Below are 20859 nucleotides of genomic sequence, written 5' to 3' on the forward strand. Positions count from 1 at the left end.
TTTCTAAACCTCTTTTAGCCCAAACTGATGGAAAGCAAAACTAACGATCAACTGAGTAATTTTTGGCAACTTTCTATTAATGATGCATTTAAACTCCTTGAAACTCAGGCAACAGGTATTGGCACTGCCGAAGCTATTAAAAGGCTTAAGCAATATGGCGCCAATACGTTAAAAAAAGCTAATAAATTTAATAGCCTGATCATATTATTTTCTCAGTTTAAAAGCCCGGTAACATTGTTGCTAATAGCTGCTGCTTTACTTTCCGCAGCCCTGGGAGATACCGCCGACACATTAATCATTATGATCATTGTCCTGATCAGCAGCCTTCTTGGTTTCTGGCAGGAAAAAGGTGCAGCAAGTGCGGTAAGTGAACTGTTAAAGATGGTTCAGCTACACTGCACCGTGCTACGGGATAACAGGAAGACAGAGCTTGAGGTAACTGCCGTTGTACCTGGAGATGTGATTTGCCTTTCTGCGGGAGATATTATCCCTGCCGATGGCCTTGTTTTAGAATCTGAGGCCTTGTTTGTTGATGAAGCGGCATTTACCGGCGAATCTTACCCGGTAGAAAAAAATCCAGGAGTTGAAAGTGTTGACGCCCCCTTAGCCAGGCGCAACAATTGCCTGTTTATGGGTTCGAGCGTGGTAAGCGGTATTGGAAAGGCACTCATCGTGACAACGGGCCAGCAAACCGAATTTGGGAAAATATCAGATAAGCTGTCATTAAGAATTCCTGAAACTGATTTCGAAAAAGGGATAAGAAAATTTGGATATATGTTAATGGAGATCACGCTTTTGTTAGTGTTGGTGATCTTTGCCGTTAATGTGTTGCTGCATAAGCCGGCGCTTGATTCGTTTTTGTTTTCACTCGCGTTGGCGGTCGGGCTTACACCTCAATTGTTGCCTGCCATCATTAGCGTTAATCTTTCAGTTGGTGCCCGCAGGATGGCCAGTCAAAAGGTGATTGTAAAACGGCTGAGCGCCATTGAAAACTTTGGCAGTATGAATATCTTGTGTTCTGATAAGACAGGGACAATTACAGAAGGTAAAGTTACTTTAAAAGAAACACTTGATTTTGAAGGTGTACATAGTGATAAAGTTTTTAAATATGCTTGGCTTAATGCCAGCTGCCAGCAAGGGTTTGTCAACCCGATCGATAAAGCCATCTGTTCTGCCCATTATGAGGGAAATGAAGCGAAGGATTTTTCGGCGATTACAGAAGTGCCATATGATTTTGTGCGTAAACGGCTTACAGTACAGGTGAAAATCCCGGCAGCTAATATAGCCATCACGAAAGGTGCTGTGCGTCAGGTTCTTGATATTTGCAATCGGGTTGAAATATCGGCAGGTATTCTTGCGGATATAGGCGACCATAAAGAAGCGATTTTAGCTCAATATCAGCTTTTAAGTGATTCGGGATTGCGTACGCTTGGAGTGTCATATAAGGAAGTTGGTCCTGATCAAATTTTCACGAGGGAAAATGAGTATGATATGGTTTTCCTTGGGTTTATAACATTGTTTGACCCGCCGCGTGCCGGTATGTCTGAAACTATTCAAAAGCTGCAACATCTCGGTGTCAGACTTAAGATCATTACAGGGGATAACGCACCGGTAGCCAGAAACCTGGCTAAACAGCTTGGGCTTTCATCCGCACAGGTCCTTACCGGTCAGGAAATACGTAATATGAGTAGTGCAGCATTGCGTCATAAGGCGCCCCTGACCCATATTTTTGCGGAGGTTGAGCCCAGCCAGAAAGAACGTATCATAAGTGTTTTAAAAAAAGCAGGGAACGTGGTTGGTTTTATGGGAGACGGTATTAACGATGCGCCAGCGCTGCACACAGCCGATGTGGGTATATCAGTAAATTCGGCGGTTGACGTTGCAAAAGAGGCAGCTGATATCGTTTTATTGGATCAGGACCTAAATGTGTTATGTGACGGGATTATAGAAGGCCGTAAAACATTTACAAATACCATGAAGTATATTTTTATGGCCACCAGTGCAAATTTTGGTAATATGTTTAGTATGGCCGGTGCATCGTTATTTTTGCCCTTTTTGCCTTTGTTGCCAAAGCAGATATTGCTTACCAACCTGTTGACCGATTTTCCTGAAATGACCATATCTTCAGACAAGGTTGATGATATCAATCTTAAAACGCCGCAACGGTGGAACCTCGGTTTTATTAAACGATTTATGATCGTTTTCGGTTTATTGAGTTCCGTTTTTGATTATTTGACATTTGCCGTGCTAATTTTTATTTTGCATGCTAATCAAAGAGTTTTTCAAACAGGGTGGTTCACCGAATCGGTGGTTTCTGCAGTTTTAATTGTTTTGGTAGTACGTACCCGACTGTCATTTTTTAAAAGCCTTCCTGGCAAATATTTATCGATAACTACCATCGCAATATTGCTATTGGTGTTAATGATTCCATATTCGCCATTGGCGTCAATATTTGGTTTCGTAACACTGTCCTGGAAATACTATATGTTGATGCTTGCAACTGTTACTGCATATATTCTATCGGCTGAACTTGCCAAGAGATGGTTTTATAAAAAAATTAAGTAACCTCTTTGTCCGACGTACATAGTAATAGCTGTCTGCAAATCGCTATCATATCTTAAGATGATATTGTACCCGTGTATGGTAATGCGCATGTTAAATTCTATTTCGCGTTTAATATCAGCAACGGAATATTAATGTTTTTAGCCATTTCAAGGGTATGGCTGCCATGAAAAAGTCGTTTTATAAAGTTAAAATGGTGATGTACCATTGCCAGTATATCTATACGTTCGTTTGCGCAAAGCATTGAAAGCCCAGTCTCGATTTTGTCGGCTCTTATAATTCTTTTACTCAAGAAAGAGCATTTTTCCTGATTGGCAATAGCATTAAGTATTTGCTCTATAAATTGTTCGTTTAAGCCAGTACGGTCCGGGTGGTTGTTTACTGATGTTAAAATTAGTTCCGCAGTGAGTGGTTCTATCAATTTGTTTAAAAATTCAAGAGCAATTATATCATCCTTGGTACAAGTTAAATCGGTGGCAAACGCGATCCGTTTTATGTCATTAAACCCTGCAGTTGGTGGAACAAGCAATAACGGGAAATCAAAGCTGTTCATCATGTTTTTTACCGTGTTCCCTTGTAAAAGCGTATTTAAGCCGTCTTTGTCATGAGTGCCGGCAACCACCATGACAATATCATTTGTGGAGGATAGGGCCTCTATCATGTTATTCAAGTCTCCAAAAGAACTCTTAATGGATATGCGTGGATTGAATCTATTATCGACGTTCAAAGTTTCTGACCAGGTTGCAAGCTGGCTTTTTAGCAATTCCAGCATAGCGGTACTTTCCTTGCTTAACATGTCGTATTCTTCAATCGGCCATGTGATGGTATAAGGGCTCGGTATATCAATTGGCAACAGGCAAGCATTACATAATACCAAATCAGCTTTTAAACCAAGTGACAGTTTTAAAGCATAATGCGCTGCATGCGTTGCGTTGGGAGAAAAATCAGTAAGGGAAATTATTGTTTTCATTGCCATTTTTGATATAAATGTGGAGGATAAGGCCTGCAAAATGTATGAGGAAAATCATGTAAATCGTTGATTTACATCAAGTGGATAAAATATGCCTATGCCTAATTTTGCTATTGTACTTCAATTATTAACCTGAAAACACAGCCTATGAAAACGATCCTGGTAATTGACGATGGTTCTGCGTCCGCTACAAATGCCACGCATCTTGCCTTCAATATAGCAAAGCACATTGGAGCTAATTTAGTTTTGGCCCGGATATATCCGGTAAAACAACCATCGTTTTCTAAAGCATTGCAATTGGCGGGGCACGTTGCCGCAGATGGTTACATACCCGGCCCGTTACGTGGCCAACCGGCCAATTTTTCCGTAAAAGAAGGTGAACATATGCCGCTAATTGAAGAACTTGAAGTATCAAGTGATACGGAAGCGCAATTGATTGCTTACATCAATAAAAATTGCGTTTGGATGGTTATAAAAGGGTTACCAGAATCGGCACCATTTAATCGGGACGTTAAGGTGCAGGCGGTTTTAAACCGGATATCTTGCCCGGTGATGCTTGTTCCCCTGAAGTTTGATGGTGGTTTTGAGCGCTTGGTTTACACCGCTGATTTACGATATTGCCGGTTAAATGTTTTGAAACATCTTGCTTCTTTGGCCCAGGCCTTTCGGGCAGATCTGTTACTTGCTCATATTTCGGCAAAGGGTTTGCCCCATATAGAACAAAATTATGCGCTAACACTTTTTAGCGACGAGATAAGTAAAAAAATCGGCTATGAGAGGCTGTTTTTTAGTAATACAAAAGAACGTGATATGTCACGGGCTGTTGATGTTATGATACATAATATGCATGCCGATCTGCTGGCGGTTGTACATCACCGATTTCATTGTGAGCAGTTGAGAACCGAGGGTAGCGATACTTCTGTTCCTGTACAAGTAGGCATCCCGGTGCTTGTCTTTCCATATTGATTTTACAAAGTTTAAACTGTTTTGAGTGTTCAGGATCAATTGGATAAATGACCGTCGTCACTAATTTAACCTACCAGGCATTGCATTTTTACATCATAAAAAAGATATTATGAAAATAATTGAAATAAGCTTTGCCGCCAGTAAACAAACCCTTATTTGGCTGTTTGTTTTGTGTATTTTTTTTATGCCGGTAGGAGCCATGTCAAAAAGCTATGCACCAGGAAAAACCATTATTTTCAATACAAGTGATACTTCGATCACAGCACAGATCGCCGGGCAACTGAATGATAAGGCATTGAATAATAGCTTGTATTTTCCTGTTTCAGCTAAGCGGTTTTACGAAAAACGGGCTTTTGCTCCGGTATGGACAGTGGAACAAAAAGATCAAAATAAAACATGGGCTGCCATGCTCCTGATTGATTGTGTGTTGCAATTTGGTTTAAGGCACGAAGATTATCATCCTAAAGAGCTGCAGTATACCACCTTGCACACCATACTCGAACAACCCGGTAAAGTAAGCAACAAGCAAAAGGCCCGGTTTGAGATATTCCTCACCGACGCTATGCTCGCTTTTATGAATAACCTGCATTTCGGCAAACTGAACCCGTATTATCCGCCAGCAAAAATTGATAGGGCAACCATTAACGGCTTTAATAGCGAAGAAATATTAACTAATGCGCTCAAATTACCTGCCTTTATGGATGCAGTAGTAAAAGTGCAACCTTTAAATAAAGAGTACGCAATATTTCAACATCAGTTGCATTTGATTAAAGGGCTTTATGAAGGAGACTGCTATGAAACGCCTGAAGCCGATGTGAGAAAAATTGCTGTGAATATGGAGCGGCTACGGTGGGCCGAAATAAACGATAGTACTTATATCCAGATTAATATTCCAACTTATACATTAAAATTAGTCCTGCCGGATACAACGTTTAATTTCAAAATAGTTGTAGGGGCCCCTGCTACACCAACACCCTTAATGGTAAGTACGCTTACAGATTTTGCTACCGGAACAGGCGCTGTAAATCCCAAAACTAATCAGAGAGACAAAATGATTCCGTATAATCTGTTTTTTAAACAAAAAACAGGCAATCAAAAAAATGGTACTTACATCTATTTCATGCCCGGCAATAAGGCAGGTATAGAGTTGTTGGGTATATCTGACAAGAATTTATTCAAGAAGCAAAAAAGAGCGACGAGTAATGGCGCGATAAGAATTGAGCGGGGAGAAGAACTTGCCAAATTGTTATTAACTACAGCCGGAAATAAAACTGACATAAAATCCATGCACCGAGCCCTGATGGATCGGGAAATTAAAGTTTTTCAACTTAAAAAGCCTGTCCCAATCAGGATCACTTATATCACTACTGCTATTGTGGATGGCCAGATTGTGAAATATGAAGATATATATAACCTTGACAGTAAGGTCGAAAATCAGCTTTATGGCCTTAAACCCGTCAATAAAACAAAGTGAGCTGTTTTAATTATGATTTTGAAAAATTATGAAAACGATTTTAGTTCCAACAGATTTTTCGGCGCAGGCAAAAAATGCGGCAAGTTATGCTGTAAATATTGCGCAAATTATCAGAGCAGGCGTAATATTATGCCATGCTATAAAAGTACCTGACGAATCACCGATGGCAAATCAGGTGGCCTGGCCGCTCGAAGATTATAATTCCCTCAAAGAAGAGACAACGCAGGAACTGCAAAGCTTGTCGGCTGCATTATTGCATGACATCCACTCAGATGAAGCGGTCGGCGATCGGGAGTTTATAAACACGCGTAGTGCTACAGGTGATGTGGTGGATGTAATCAGAAACGTGGTAGAAGAGCAAAAATGCGTTATGGTGGTTATGGGCATGTCGGGAGCCGGGGCCATAAGCAGGTTTTTCTTGGGTAGCAATACACAGGACGTGATCAATAAAGCTTCCTTCCCGGTTTTGCTGATCCCGGCAAATGCTCATTTTCATCCCATATTTAAAATCGCTTTCGCTACAGATCTGAACGATAACGACATTGAACTAATTCATTCGGTAGCAAGCCTTGCCTATTATTTTAATGCCGAATTATTAATAGCACATATTACCGATGATAAAATTGAAGAGGGAGATGATAAGCGTAAAGTAGATGATTTTTTGAAGGAGGTGACCTGCAAAGCCAATTACGCTAAAGTTTATTACAGACATATAAAAAGTGTAGATGTAATGCATGGCCTCGACTGGCTAAGCGAACATGGCACAGTTGATATGCTTGTTATGGTGCACCGTAAAGTAAATTCGCTTGAAAAGCTTTTTGGCATCAGTTATACCCAAAAACTTTCACATCATATAGAGATTCCGTTGTTGGTGCTGCCTGAGGGATTATCTGCCGTACATTTTTAGTGTTTTTTAGACCGCGAATTAGGATCGAAAACTTTTACTCAGAAGGGATATATTATAAAATCTCACGCACATCTTAACAGGCGTTTGCAGCCTTAAAAAAGCAATATGAAGTCATATTAATAATGGCCGGTAATATATGGTAAGCCTACTGTTTGTTCTGTCAATTTGTAAGCCTACCGAAACCTATGGAATCGTTAATAAACCTGATGACCTGATTAATTTAACATGTAACGTCACTAAAGGTGAAATTGAAGAGTTTAAGGCCAATTGCTATCAGAGAGAGGGCGTTGGCATATATTCAATGTTGCGGCAGGTTAAATGGAATAAAGATAAAGCTTTGTTTTAATTATAATTAGTGATGTCTAAAGAGAGCAATAAATCTGAGATCGCATTCCTGGAGGGGCCCCATTCGCGATTTAAAGAGCTACGTTTTACGGTCGAAACAATGTGGGAATTTATAAAAGGATTCCGTGCATTACATTTTATTGGCCCCTGCATTACGGTATTTGGTTCGGCCAGATTTAAGGAAGACCATCCTTATTATGAACTGACCCGGAAAGCTGCTGCCGAATTTGCGAAACTCGGTTTTACAATTATGACAGGGGGAGGGCCCGGACTTATGGAAGCGGCTAATAGGGGAGCTAAGGATGTTGGTGGCCGGTCTGTTGCCTGTAATATCCAGCTTCCTGTAGAGCAGAAGCCTAACCAATACCTCGATAAATGGGTTTACATGAAACATTTTTTTGTAAGGAAGGTGTTATTGGTCAAATACTCTTTTGCCTTTGTTGTTATGCCTGGGGGATACGGTACAATGGACGAATATTTTGAAGCGCTTACCCTGATCCAAACACACAAGATAAAAGACTTCCCGGTGATTATTTTCGGTAAAGAATACTATTGCAAACTTGTTGAACATATCGATCTCATGAAGGCTAATGGAACAATAGGGCCTGGTGATATGAAGTTGTATTTGATAACTGATGACATAGCAGAAGCCGTTAGTTTAATTTCCGAAAAGTGCATCAAAACGTTTGGGCTAAAGCCGGCAAAGCCAATCACTCCTATAAAGTGGCTTTTGGAACACATTTAATAGTTTTATTATCAATACCGCTATCAATATGAATGATCTGAATTTCTTAAAAGCCGTTATACAGCATGTGATAGATGGTATTATTATAATTGATAAAACCGGACAGATCATTTATGCAAATCCAGCTGCTGACGAATTGTTTGGATATCAGTCGGGTGAACTGTGCAGTTTGAATGTTGACTATTTAATGCCCGTACAGGCACGCATATCACACAACCGCAGTATAGATGTTTATAAAGAAACAGGTTATGCGAAGATAATTAACAAAGGCCGGGAGATTGTAGCATTACGAAAAGACGGAAGTTCCTTCCCTGCAAGACTTTCAGTAAGTGAGGTTTTATTTAAGCAGCAAGCGGTGTACGCCGGTGTAATTCATGACCTTAGCCTCGAAAAAGAAATTGAAGAACAGCAAAGGCAATATACTTCAGAGCTCGAGACAATTGTCGAAAAGCGTACAACCTTCCTGAAGAATATCGTCCAGACGCTTGAACAGGCAAAAGAAGAAGTAAACGCCTCTTTGAATAAAGAGAAAGAGGTTAATAAAATGAAAACCCGTTTTGTATCGATAGCTTCACATGAATTCAGGACCCCTCTTAGCCGCATTCAGTTATCTGCATCGCTGATAGAAAGGTATTTTGAAAGGCTGGACAAGGGCAAAATATTCGAGCATCTTGCTAAAATTAAAGGAGCTGTAACAGATCTTACCGGTATCCTGAATGATTTTTTGTCAATCGAACGCATTGAATCCGGCAGTGTAAATATTCATCGTGTAATCTTTAACCTGGGAGCTCTGATAAAAGAAATAGCTGCGGAGATGTCATTGCTGAAAAAGGCCAATCAGCAAATTATTGTTAATGACGATATCGACACCATCAATGTAATGCTTGACAATCAATTGATCAGGCATTGTCTTATTAATCTCATTTCCAATGCTATTAAATATTCCGGGGAAGACGGTATAATCAATATAAATGCCCAGCTTGTAAAAGGCGCCTGCATCATTAGTATACGGGATAATGGTATGGGAATTCCAACCGAAGATTGTGATAGTATATTTCAGCCATTTTTCAGGGCCGGTAATACAACTGACATAGAAGGGACCGGCCTGGGGCTTAACATTGTGAAGCGATATGTTGAGCTGATGAACGGAAGAATAAGCTTTAATACGAGTCTGAGAAATGGCACCGTGTTCGAAATGAAATTTCCGGCTCAATAAGCCGCTTCATGTAATTGATACCAATGGTCCATTCAAAGTATGGATTGTACCCATTTTTGAATGGACCGCTTTTAATAAACTGAACCGGGTTTAAATAATAGTAGGGAAAATGAACAGCGGCAATTTTAGGTCGCTAAGAGCTTCTTTGGTAGTGCTATGTTCAAAATAGCGCCTGAAAAAAGAATGTTGGTGATGAACTACCGCGAGGAGATCAGGTTTTTCTTCAGCGCAATGACGGTGTAGCCGGTCCGCAACTTCGCGGCCTCCGAGGTTCTTGAACGAAATATGGTCATACCCGAATTTGGCAATATGTTTTTGGAAAGCTTCTTCCTTTTCAATTTGCTGTTTCTTATCTTTTACCGGCTGATTTACATGTACTACTTCAATACTGAACTTGAAGATTTTTCCCAGGCCAATTAAGAAATGTAGTGGCGTGATATCCGCTTCATCGAAGGTAGTAGCGAATATTGTCTTTTTAATATTGTTAACACTGGTATTGGCTGGTACAACCAATACCGGGCGTTGTGTATGTTGAATTATTTTATTTGTTTCGCTGCCGAAAAACAAGTGTTCGATAGAGGTACCTGACGGGGCTCCCATCGTTATAAACATAATTTGGTTTTCATCAATTATTTGTTTGAGATTATCTTTCAGGTTACCGTCACCGCTTAAGCCTTTGAGCGTTGGCTTTCGTTCGGTTTTATCAATCCCATCTGCAATGTATTGTAGTGTATTTAATTGATGATCAAGTTTTTTCTTTGTTTCGGTAGTGGCTAAAAAAAACTCTTCTTCTACGTAGGGTCCTCCTGAAAAAGTAGACGCTACCGCTATGGTTTCATAGTTATGATACAAAAGTACGTTGGCATGCAGTTTACCTGCCAGTAGTACAGCCGAATTTACAGCGTTTGATGAATTATCGGAAAAATCGGTGAGTGCGAGGATAGTTTTCATGATAATGAATTGAGTTTTTAAGTAACTGATTTGATTACACAAATATTCACATCTCGCTCCTCATTATAAATGACCATGATCATGACTGAGCTTGACTTTAAACATGAATGGTTAAATGCAGCTTGCATTTAATGCTCAAAATCATAGCTCTTTGTGAGCAAGGTCATGTGAGGTTGAATAATCCATTCCGAATTTTGATCCATAAACTTAAATATACAACGCTATGTCAACATTAGTAAAATCAAACAACATTCCCTCATTGCGTTCAATGATGGAGGATTTCTGGAACAACGACAATTTCTTTAATCATCCTTTCTTCAATCGGGAGCTATTGCCCGCGGTAAACATCCGTGATAAGAAAGAGAACTATGAACTTGAAGTTGCCGCCCCGGGTTTTAAGAAAGATGATTTCAATATCGGTATTGAAAATGGTTTGCTGACTATCAGCGCCGAAACCAGGGAGGAACATAATGAGGAAAAAGAGAATTACACCCGCAAAGAATTTTCAAGCAGTTCCTTTACCCGAAGCTTCAACTTACCGGAAGATGTGGACGATGAACACATTAAAGCAAATTACAAGAACGGGTTGCTGACTATTGATATCCGTAAAACAACCCCTGCTGTTGCAGAGAAAAAGAAAATTAACATTGACTGATCAACCGCGTTGCGCCTGTACTTTGATTGTACAGGTGCAACTTCTTCTTTGATCAAACGCCGCAAAAAATATCAAACTATGGAAGCTGTAGTTTATAACAGGGTAATTGTCCCGTCCAGATATTGGATATTGATGCTGTTATCTGGTATCCTGCTTTGTGTTCTTGGTTTTTGGGTGATTTTATCGCCGCTGCAGTCGTATCTTTCACTTAGTATTACGTTTGCCGCAGGAATGATGATGACCGGCCTTTTTGAAACTGTTTTTGCAATGATAAGTATCCGGCATATTGAACGCTGGGGATGGCTGCTGGCAAGTGGACTGATTGATTTAGCTATAGGTAGTTATTTGTTTACCTACCCAACAATAACTATGATGTTGCTTCCGATTATTGTTGGATTTTGGTTGCTTGTAAGAGGCATAATGGGTATAGGAAGCGCGCTTGATATGCGTGCTTACGGTATCGAGAGTTGGGGCTGGATCATGTTTAATAGCTTGGTTATCATTTTCTTTTCAGTTGGCATTCTTGCTTATCCTGCTTTTGGTATCGCGAACCTGATCGTATGGACAGGAATGGCTTTTTTGGGAGCAGGTATTTTCAGAGTGGTTATTTCTTTTAAGGTTAGGCATATCATCAGTCTTTCTTCGGGTAAAGCCAAAAGTTAACTAAATGCTGTTACTCATCGGAATTAGTGATGGCGGTCATGTTTTGAGGATCCCAGCCATTTGATATTTGTTGATAATGTTAAATCCCTGAATAATGAATCCTGACAATTCAAAATCAGCTGCCTTACTTGTCTTCAACGCCGGCTCGTCAAGCATCAAGTTCTCTTTCTTTCGACTGTCAACCGGCATTCAGAAAGTTGGAGAAGGGCGAATAACACGTATTGGTTTGCCAGGAACATCATTTATATTGACAAGACAGCAATTTACCGAGATCGAAACAATACCGGGCGATGTAACTGACTTTATATCAGTCATAAAATTTCTCGCCAACTGGATCGAATGCCAGCCCATGTTTTCGCAGGTGAAAATAATCGCACATCGGGTTGTACACGGAATAGAAGATAGTTCCCCCGCGCCGGTTACGGAAAACTTACTAAATGAACTGAAACAGGCTGCCGGTGACAATCCCGAACATTTGCCAAATGAAATTAAACTGATTGAAATATTCCGTCATCGTCATCCGCAGTTACAGCAATACGTTTGTTTCGACTCTTACTTTCACCAGAATATGGCACCCGTAGCGAAACTACTTCCGTTGCCGGATCGGTTTAGGGCTACCGGATTAAGACGTTTTGGTTTTCATGGCCTTTCTTATCAATATATTATGCAAAAGTTAAACTCGGAGGGTAAGGGTTACGGTAAGACTATCATAGCGCATTTAGGTAACGGTGCAAGTTTAGCCGCTGTAAACGGCGGGAATTGCATAGATACCACCATGGGGTTTACACCGGGCTCCGGTTTGCCGATGAGCACACGGTACGGAGATATAGATCCTGGTGTAGCATGGTATTTGATGAAAAAAGAAGGGCTCTCGGCCGACCAGTTTATTCAAATAATGAATCATGAATCGGGCCTTTTAGGTGTTTCAGGCTCCAGCGGCGATATGCAGGATCTTCTTTTGCGGGATGCAACCGATTTTAAAGCTGTGGAAGCAATAAACCTTTTCTGCTATTATATAAAAAAGGCCATTGGCGCATTTACGGCAGCCTTGGGTGGGGTTGACACCCTGGTTTTTACAGGTGGCATAGGTGAAAACGCGCCTGTGATAAGGGAGCGGATATGCACTGGCCTGGATTTTTTGGGACTTAAACTTAACGCTGAAGCAAACACTAACCAAAATAAAAATATATCTGCAAATGATTCAAGGGTAAATGTCTATATTATACCAACTGATGAGGAACTGATGATGGCGCAGATTGTGAATGAAATAATCCACATTTAAAATTATTTAAAGCAATTAAAATGACAATGATAACTGATATCACATCAATCGATAACGCGCCGTTAACCGGTGAATGTTTGGAAAAATTAGATGCTTATTGGCGCGCAGCTAATTATTTGTCTGTCGGCCAGCTTTATCTTTGCGATAATCCACTTTTGGAAGAGCCCTTAAAAATAGAACATCTCAAAAAAATGCAGTTAGGCCACTGGGGTACCACCCCCGGGCAGAATTTTATTTATACTCACCTTAACCGGATCATTAACAGATATGATTTAAATATGCTTTATATTTCAGGACCCGGGCACGGCGGACCTGCAGTAGCAGCAGGTACATACCTGGAAGGGACCTACAGTGAAGTTTATCCGGAAGTTAGCCAGGACCGCGCGGGGATGAAAAATTTATTTAAACGGTTTTCATTTCCAGGTGGTGTATCCAGTCATGCCTCACCCCAAACACCGGGATCAATGCATGAAGGAGGCGAACTTGGATACTCGTTAAGCCATGCATTTGGCGCTGTGCTGGATAATCCGGACCTCATTGCTGCCTGTGTTGTAGGCGATGGAGAAGCCGAAACCGGCCCGCTGGCAACTGCCTGGCATTCTAATAAGTTCTTGAACCCGCTTACCGATGGCGCTGTATTACCAATTTTGCATTTGAACGGCTATAAGATTTCAAATCCTACGGTTTTAGCCCGTATTCCTCACATCGAGCTCGAACAATTATTTCATGGTTATGGGTACTTTCCTTTATTTGTCGAAGGTTCGGACCCCGCAATTATGCACCAGGCTATGGCTGCTGCCTTAGAGCAAGCGGTACACTTTCTAAAGCAAATAAAATATAATGCCATAGAGCATCCAGGGCAGGAGCGACCAAAATGGCCGATGATCATACTAAATTCACCAAAAGGATGGACCGGGCCAAAGGTTGTTGATGGAAAGCAGATAGAGGGCACATTTCGCTCTCATCAAATACCGCTTACCGTTTCTGAGTCAAGCCCGGAGAGTCATTTGCAAATGCTCGAAAGCTGGATGAAGAGTTACCGGCCCGGAGAGTTGTTCGATACTAATGGTTGCTTAAAGAAAGAAATTGCGGAAATAGCACCAAAAGGCAATCGAAGGATGGGAGCAAATGCTCACACAAATGGGGGGCTTTTGCTCAGAGAATTAATTCTTCCAGATTTTCAGCGCTACGCATTTAACGTGAATTGCCCCGGTATTATGGGTGAAGGAGATGTGCATGTGACCGGCCGCTTTTTGCGCGACGTAACATTACTTAATCCTCAGAATTTCAGGGTTTTCGGCCCCGACGAGACTGTCTCAAACAAGTTAGAGGCAATTTTTGAAACTACCAGCCGCCAGTGGAACGCTGATATTAATATAAACGATGAATATCTTGCTCCAAAGGGGAGGGTAATGGAGATGCTTAGCGAACATCAGTGCGAAGGTTGGCTCGAAGGGTATTTGCTAACCGGCAGGCACGGGCTATTCAATTGTTACGAGGCGTTTATACATATCGTTGATTCGATGTTTAACCAACACGCCAAGTGGTTGAAAATGACGCGGGAGATACCATGGCGGAGAAAGATAGCATCCCTGAATATCCTGCTTACTTCAACCGTTTGGCGCCAGGACCATAACGGTTTTACCCATCAGGACCCGGGATTCATTGATCACGTCATTAATAAAAAATCAGAAATTGTGAGGGTTTACTTGCCGCCGGATTCTAACTGCCTTTTGTCTGTTATGGCTCATTGCCTGGGCAGCAAACATTATGTAAATGTCATGGTAGCAGGGAAGCATCCTTCTCCTCAATGGTTAAGTATGGATGAGGCTGTGGTTCATTGTTCAAGAGGCATTGGGGTATGGGATTGGGCAAGTAATGATCAGGACTGTGAGCCGGATATTGTGATGGCTTGCTGCGGTGATGTGCCTACATTAGAAACACTGGCTGCTGTATCCATATTACGTGAACATTTTCCGGATTTAAAGATAAGGGTTGTAAACGTTGTGGACCTGTTAAAGCTGGAAAGGCAATCCAGCCACCCGCATGGTTTGAACGACCATGATTTTGATGCACTTTTTACTGTCGATAAACCCGTTATCTTCGCTTTTCATGGCTATCCATGGCTTATTCACAGGCTTACCTACAACCGGACCAATAATAACAACATTCATGTAAGAGGTTACAAAGAAGAAGGCACAATAACGACATCTTTTGACATGACCGTACTTAACGAAATGGATAGGTTTCATCTCGTAATGGACGTAATCGATCGATTGCCGCATCTGGGTAGTAAAGGCTTATATCTCAAACAAAACCTAATGGACAAATTGGTTGAGCACAAACAATACATCAATATGAATGGTGAGGATATGCCTGAAATTAAAAATTGGCGGTGGAAAGCTTGAAAGGTGGTTACTTCCGAAAAAATAGTTTGGGCTTCTGATAGTTCTTTGGTTTTTTGTACGCCTTTGCTCACCGGCAAGCAACAACTTTTATTGATAAACAGCAATGAAGTTTTCCAAAAGCCGGCTCCGTTAAGCATGCGGATTGCATGTAAAGTATAATGCTTGTTGTGTTTTAAAGCCCTTTTTTTTAAAATATAAAGATAAGGCAGGCTCTGGTCAAAGCAAAAGGCATTATTTAAGTTGCATTAGTGGCCGGCGCCAGGGCGCTTTGATCACAGGAGCTGAACCTTTATATCCGGTTAAAACTGTTTTTTGGGTGACTCACCTTTAAGTTGTGTCCATAAAAGTTTGCCCTTGTCTGTGCCAATTACTTTCCACGTGGCAAAGGCTACTAAAAGTGGAAAAGGAAATGCCGAACCAAATCCTAAAGGCGTAATTGCCAGAAAAAAAATAATAGCTCCGGCGCAGGCGAGCGTTACCCAAATTCCTTTATATGCCAAACCAATGGCAATCAAGGCCTGGCCAATGGCAATTGCCGTAACCATTTGAATAATATGTAAGCTGAACCAACCATTTATGAAACCGAGATAACTAAATGCATACCTGCTAAAACCAAGGTACGTATTTGGATGTGCCCTGCAAACCGTATAATTTGTCCAGGCGGCCCAGGCAAAAAGTAATGCAAGGGCCAGCCGCGTTATCCAGGGTTTTCGGAAAGATGACCAAAGAATCAGCAGTCCGATTATGTTTGAAAAGCCATACGCTACCAGGAGCATCGGAGATTGTTCCATATCTATGAGATTATGGGTAGTAAAGCGCCGCTCTTAACAGGCGGCGCTTTCTGGGATTAAAAGGCAAGCTCTGGTTCTTCAATGTCAAGATTATTGACCACATGAAATACGCCTGGAGCAGCCCACGCCACATCCGCAGCATCTTCGCTTTCGGCAAATGAACGTACCCTGCCGGTTAGAGTAACAGTGTTGCCGCTGATGCCGGCATGTACCTTAGTTGCATCAATGTTTGCGCTGCGCTGAAAAGCAGCACTGATCTTTTGTTCCAGTTCGGCAGGAGATATCCTGGGCCTTAGGGTTATAAGATTGATGACCGAACGCACGCCGGTGAGATCTTGAATCGCGGTCTTCGCGCTAACCCTCTGATATTCCCATTCCAGTTCACCCTCCATAGTTACGGTGCCATCTTCTACTTTGATTTTGATTTTGTCATCAGGCACAGCTGAATGCCATTTAAGCGCATTTAGCACTGCTTCAGCTATCTCTGTGTCGGTTTTCCGGTATACCGGCGAAACACCGATCTGGATGTCTTCTGCTATAGCTTTAACTCCGATAACTTTTTTAGCCGCCCTTTCAGCAGTTATTTTTTTTGAAAATGTATCCACTGTACCCGAAAGGGTTACAATGCCATTTTTAACGGCCACACCAATTGCAGATGAGTTTAGAAATGGCTGCCATTTCAATTCATCCATTACATCTTTTTGAATTTGACTGTCTGTTTTCATGACTTGATGATTAAGTTAAGAAATTGTTTATTGTACCTCAAAGTACTTGTAAAACAGTGTGATATGCCATGATTCAAATCAGTGATTTCGATGATGTTCATCAACTTTGCGGGTGCTGCAGATAAGCCATTAAGCACCCCGCTAACAGTGGTAAAGATTACTGGTTATTGCTTACAAGCTAAGCTGCAATTAGCGCAAACAAGTAAGTGCAACACCTGTCCAATCATCTGAAAGTATATAGGATCCAGTTTTAAAAACAGTAGGTTATGCCAGTAAGTGGATCCGCCTGAAAGCTGTTGGCATAGCCGTTTTGTTCAGATAGCCTAAAAACTGCAATGCGATGGTGCATTGGAAAAGTCTCAAAAGCGCCATATCATAATCAATGATCCAATTTTTGACAACGACATGTATTGATTGGGCGAATGCGCTAACCTATATCATTCATCTGTGTGGTACCTTCATTTATACATAATCCCCGCTTTAGCTAACGCTTAGCCGGGGAAAACGAAGTGTGAAAATGGTTCCAAATCCGGGTTGGCTTTCAAATTTGATGGCTCCATTCATTAGGCCTACATACCGCGCTACGATATTCAGGCCAAGGCCCGTTCCCTGGGTTGTACCGGTGTTACTTGCCCGAAAGAAAGCACTGAACAAATGTGCCTTATCCGCTTCCGGAATTCCGATGCCCTGATCGGTAACTGATAAACTGCATTCTTTTGAGTTAAGTTCTGTGTCAAGGCGGATCAGGGTGTCTTCACCGGAATATTTGATTGCATTTGACAAAAGGTTATTGAGGCAGTTTTTTAACAATTGCTGGTCGAGCGTTACCATTTCAAATCTTCCGGAATGCGTATAAATAAGTTTTTGACCAGGTTTGGCCAACATTTGCATTTCTAAAATAATTTCCCGGCAAAATTCTGCGAGATTAAATTCAGATGCCGAAATGCTGATTTTTCCTGATTCCAGTTTTTCCAGAGAAAGGAAATCGCCGAGGATGGCGGAAAGGTCGTTAACAGCATTCTTGATCTTGTCGGTATGTTTAATAATATTCAGGTCGTGATAGGTTTCAGCATATTTGCCGATGAGGGAAGCCGAAAGTTTTACGGCGCTTAAGGGGGTGCGGAATTCGTGGGATGCCATTGACACAAAACGACTTTTCAACAGCCCCAACTCCTTTTCTTTTTGCAGGGAAAGGTTAAGCTCTGCGGTACGCCGGGCAACCATATCTTCGAGGTGTAAAGTGTAATTTTTTATCTGTTCTTCCGCTTTTTTTTGCCTGCTGATGTCACGGGCTATCGTTGATGCGCCTATTATTCGGTCCCGGGCGTCACGTATTGGAGAAATAGTCAGTGAAGTTGGAATAATGACACCGGCATTTGTTTTACGCAAGGTCTCAAAATGTTCTACCGTCTTACCGCTTCTTATCGCCCTGATGATTCTCTTTTCCTCAGTCAGTTTGTCGTTTGGAATGATAAGTCCGACATGTTTTCCGATTACTTCATGAGGTTTGTAGCCAAAAATCCGTTCAGCGCCACGGTTCCAACTGGTGATTTGCCCGTACAGGTCTTTGGCGATGATAGCATCTTCGGATGAACCTACTATTGCGGCAAGCAGGGCCTGTTGTTTTTCATACCTGCGCTGGGTAGTAATGTCACTGAGGGTATGGATGGAGCCATCATAATTGCCATCTTTATCGCGTACAGCTACAGATGATACGAGGATGTAGCAGTCGGCGCCGCTTGATAACTGAAACCGGATCTCTTGCCGGACAATATCCTTTCGGGCTCTAAGTCCCGTAGTCAATGGTTTATAATTTGTATTAATAAGATGCCCTTCCTGGTCGTATTTGGTTAAAGTCGGATACCAGTCATCGTTACCTTTAAGCGGTTCTATTTCAAAGAGGGTCGCAGCAGCTTTATTATATGCTATGAGCAAATCGTTTCGATCGCATAAATAAACCGCTACCGGTAATTGCTCATAATATTGAATGAAGGTGGCTTGTTCATCATTCATTGTAAATAATATTTAACAGAGGTCAGATTTATTTATAAAAATAGTTATATATATATGGAGTTGTTAGGATTTCTCACTTTATGTAAACTTATGAAATCGGGCCTTATTGTGTTTAAAGGGCTTTAAGGTATGATCTAAGGTCGTTTACTAATGTAAATATTAAGTTGGTTTTTTCCAAAAAAAATTAATGAGGTATTAAACGTAAAATATCAAACGTGACAGAAATCATTGAATGGATGTTCGGTTTAAATTAAATTTGTAAGTATGGTTAACCATTATTTTGTCTTTATCCACAGGTCACGTAACGGGTTTTGTACCATAACCTTAACGCAAAAATAAATGATATGGCAAAAGAACTAAACGAAGAGAGAATAACACAATTGTTAAGCGAACAAATCGTTGGAAGGATCGGTTGTCATGCTGATGGCGTCACCTATATTGTACCCGTCACCTATGTTTATGATGGCGAATTTATCTATGCGCATTCAAAGGAAGGTATGAAGACGACGATCATGAATAAAAATCCAGATGTTTGCTTTCAGGTTGATGAGATACTAAACCTTGCAACTTGGTGGAGTGTGGTTATTTGGGGACGTTTTGAGGAGATTCATGGAGACGAAAGAGAAAAAGCTATAAAATTGCTAATAGAAAAAATAATGACACTCCTCGAAGAACGTCGTAGTTTGCCTGCTCATGGAGCAATTGAGCATGCACAGGCTGCTGCTGTACGTGAAGCTATATGGTATAGAATTAGAATTATCAACAAGACCGGTCGTTATGAAATAAATTAACAGGCATCCCACAATAAATCTAAACATTCAATTGACAAATAATTTTTGTTTTCCCGACAAAACACTACGCAGGCCTCCTAACAATAATGGTTATAGATTTTACACGATTTAGTCTCCCTTAATGCGCCTGTATAGCGATTTGGTAGCCTGCCAGTTCCAGTCGGCAAATCTGCCGCGCTGTACAACGAGTTTGTTCTGCTCAGGGTATTGGATAAAATAATGGAATGCAAAACCGGCATTAGGGTTCTGCCAGCCTATAATCTGACCAAAACGTAAATCATTGAACACAGTTGTGTCCTTCCGTAATTCCACAGTATAAAATTGTTGTGAAAACTGCAAGAGCCTGCCTATATCTTTTTGATATTTAGAGCTATTAAGTAAATGCGTATTACGTGGGAAATAAGTTAATGCTAAATGTTGTTTTCGATCAAATACAGATCGGTATCCGGTATAATAACCGCTATCTGTCCCCGCGGTAATGTACCATAGCCAATTTTGAAGGGGGGCCGGAGTGGTAAAATACCTTGTGTACCGGATGTTTTGCTCTTTTAGCAGCGCCTTAACCGAGAGGTCCATCACCAATTTGTGTTTGTAACAATATAACAAGTAAAAGCAACTTATACCCAAGCCTGCAGTATACCATATTTTTCTTCTCTTATAATCCTGTTTTAAATAAAGCAATGCGAGGCATGCAACGAGCGGCCAAATAGTAAAAAAGGGATCAGCCACGTAAATTAGATTGAACGCTATACGGGCTTCGTTAAACGGTTCGAACCAGCCAACTCCGTAATTATTGAGTGCATCCAACCCATCGTGCAATAATAAAAGCGACACGAAGAAGACACACCATTGCTGCCGGGATATATTTGAGCTCGGTGTCAGACGGTTGGCAGCAATCGTCAGCAAAGGGCAGATCATCGCACAAAACAAAAAAGAATGGGTGAAGCCGCGATGCGCCAACAGAGCTCTTGGGGTGGAGAACCAGAACGCGTTCAGGAAATCAATGTCTGGCAAGCTATGGATTGTTGCTCCCCATAACATTGCGCGTTTACCCAACCGGCGGCCGGCAAACGCTTCGCCTACGCAGGCGCCGATCGTAAGATGTGTTAGTGTATCCATAGCAGTGTTAAAATAATAAAAAGTACTGCGTGATATGCTGCTTTAGAACATCAAATCGGGTGAGCATAATCATTTTAAAAAACATTTTAATAAAACGATGAACTTGAATGTACTTTGAATGGACCGCTGAACCATCTTACAGATATCGAGATAGATGTGGATTAAGATGCTTTATCGGTGACTTTATCGTTTGGATTTGCGGGCATGCAATGGGCTGACAAATAATGTTAGTAAAGTTAATCATCAATTAACACCTAATGATGCCAGAAATAGCAG

The 20859-nt window shown here is 41.2% G+C and carries 17 protein-coding genes; 11 read left to right on the plus strand and 6 right to left on the minus strand.

Annotated features, from left to right (window positions below; translation table 11 throughout):
• Positions 1-27: 27 nt before the first annotated feature.
• Positions 28-2565 carry a magnesium-translocating P-type ATPase gene (gene mgtA, locus J3L18_RS07795; RefSeq protein WP_129570052.1) on the plus strand — a complete coding sequence of 846 codons (2538 nt, stop codon included), beginning with the start codon at positions 28-30 and terminating at the stop codon, positions 2563-2565.
• A gap of 97 nt (positions 2566-2662) precedes the next feature.
• Here the strand turns inward: mgtA and J3L18_RS07800 are convergent, their stop codons facing one another.
• The gene (locus J3L18_RS07800) at positions 2663-3532 is read right to left on the minus strand and encodes a universal stress protein (RefSeq protein ID WP_189549271.1); all 870 of its coding nucleotides are present in this window, start codon (positions 3530-3532) and stop codon (positions 2663-2665) included.
• Positions 3533-3679: 147 nt separating this feature from the next.
• Here J3L18_RS07800 and J3L18_RS07805 point away from each other — a divergent pair, with 147 nt between their 5' ends.
• The 5 genes from J3L18_RS07805 to J3L18_RS07825 all read left to right on the plus strand — a co-directional run bounded on the left by J3L18_RS07805 (position 3680) and on the right by J3L18_RS07825 (position 9185).
• Complete coding sequence (locus tag J3L18_RS07805) at positions 3680-4498, plus strand: putative universal stress family protein (protein ID WP_129570054.1); 819 nt, start codon at positions 3680-3682, stop codon at positions 4496-4498.
• Between the two features lie 109 nt (positions 4499-4607).
• Positions 4608-5972 carry a L,D-transpeptidase scaffold domain-containing protein gene (locus tag J3L18_RS07810; RefSeq protein WP_129570055.1) on the plus strand — a complete coding sequence of 455 codons (1365 nt, stop codon included), beginning with the start codon at positions 4608-4610 and terminating at the stop codon, positions 5970-5972.
• A 28-nt stretch (positions 5973-6000) separates the two neighbouring features.
• Positions 6001-6879, plus strand: coding sequence for a universal stress protein (locus tag J3L18_RS07815; protein WP_112653682.1), 879 nt, complete (start codon positions 6001-6003; stop codon positions 6877-6879).
• 445 nt (positions 6880-7324) lie between these two features.
• Positions 7325-7969, plus strand: coding sequence for an LOG family protein (locus J3L18_RS07820; protein ID WP_243771464.1), 645 nt, complete (start codon positions 7325-7327; stop codon positions 7967-7969).
• 28 nt (positions 7970-7997) lie between these two features.
• On the plus strand, positions 7998-9185 hold the full coding sequence (locus J3L18_RS07825) for a PAS domain-containing sensor histidine kinase (protein WP_129570056.1): 1188 nt from the start codon (positions 7998-8000) through the stop codon (positions 9183-9185).
• A gap of 90 nt (positions 9186-9275) precedes the next feature.
• Here the strand turns inward: J3L18_RS07825 and J3L18_RS07830 are convergent, their stop codons facing one another.
• Complete coding sequence (locus J3L18_RS07830; protein WP_091164263.1) at positions 9276-10136, minus strand: universal stress protein; 861 nt, start codon at positions 10134-10136, stop codon at positions 9276-9278.
• 223 nt (positions 10137-10359) lie between these two features.
• On the opposite strand from J3L18_RS07830, the gene J3L18_RS07835 reads away from it, so the two are divergent.
• The 4 genes from J3L18_RS07835 to J3L18_RS07850 all read left to right on the plus strand — a co-directional run bounded on the left by J3L18_RS07835 (position 10360) and on the right by J3L18_RS07850 (position 15144).
• A complete protein-coding gene (locus J3L18_RS07835; RefSeq protein WP_091164265.1) occupies positions 10360-10791 on the plus strand; it encodes an Hsp20/alpha crystallin family protein in 432 nt (143 codons plus the stop codon).
• Between the two features lie 78 nt (positions 10792-10869).
• On the plus strand, positions 10870-11454 hold the full coding sequence (locus J3L18_RS07840) for an HdeD family acid-resistance protein (protein ID WP_129570057.1): 585 nt from the start codon (positions 10870-10872) through the stop codon (positions 11452-11454).
• Between the two features lie 94 nt (positions 11455-11548).
• Positions 11549-12736 (plus strand): acetate/propionate family kinase, encoded by a 1188-nt coding sequence (locus tag J3L18_RS07845; protein WP_091164270.1) that lies wholly within the window; start codon positions 11549-11551, stop codon positions 12734-12736.
• Positions 12737-12762: 26 nt separating this feature from the next.
• Positions 12763-15144, plus strand: a complete 2382-nt coding sequence (locus J3L18_RS07850) for a phosphoketolase family protein (RefSeq protein WP_129570285.1) — start codon at positions 12763-12765, stop codon at positions 15142-15144.
• 299 nt (positions 15145-15443) lie between these two features.
• Here the strand turns inward: J3L18_RS07850 and J3L18_RS07855 are convergent, their stop codons facing one another.
• From J3L18_RS07855 to J3L18_RS07865, 3 genes are all read right to left on the minus strand, one after another.
• The gene (locus J3L18_RS07855) at positions 15444-15935 is read right to left on the minus strand and encodes a hypothetical protein (RefSeq protein ID WP_189549273.1); all 492 of its coding nucleotides are present in this window, start codon (positions 15933-15935) and stop codon (positions 15444-15446) included.
• Between the two features lie 56 nt (positions 15936-15991).
• Positions 15992-16660, minus strand: a complete 669-nt coding sequence (locus tag J3L18_RS07860) for a BON domain-containing protein (protein ID WP_091164276.1) — start codon at positions 16658-16660, stop codon at positions 15992-15994.
• Positions 16661-17140: 480 nt separating this feature from the next.
• Positions 17141-18673, minus strand: coding sequence for a sensor histidine kinase (locus J3L18_RS07865; protein WP_189549275.1), 1533 nt, complete (start codon positions 18671-18673; stop codon positions 17141-17143).
• 344 nt (positions 18674-19017) lie between these two features.
• Here J3L18_RS07865 and J3L18_RS07870 point away from each other — a divergent pair, with 344 nt between their 5' ends.
• Positions 19018-19464: a pyridoxamine 5'-phosphate oxidase family protein gene (locus tag J3L18_RS07870; RefSeq protein ID WP_091164280.1), complete on the plus strand. Its 447-nt coding sequence runs from the start codon at positions 19018-19020 to the stop codon at positions 19462-19464.
• A 108-nt stretch (positions 19465-19572) separates the two neighbouring features.
• On the opposite strand, the gene J3L18_RS07875 is transcribed toward J3L18_RS07870, so the two are convergent.
• Positions 19573-20583, minus strand: coding sequence for a metal-dependent hydrolase (locus J3L18_RS07875; protein ID WP_129570058.1), 1011 nt, complete (start codon positions 20581-20583; stop codon positions 19573-19575).
• Positions 20584-20859 lie beyond the last annotated feature (276 nt).

The organism is Mucilaginibacter gossypii, assembly GCF_017569325.2.
Taxonomy (GTDB): domain Bacteria; phylum Bacteroidota; class Bacteroidia; order Sphingobacteriales; family Sphingobacteriaceae; genus Mucilaginibacter; species Mucilaginibacter gossypii.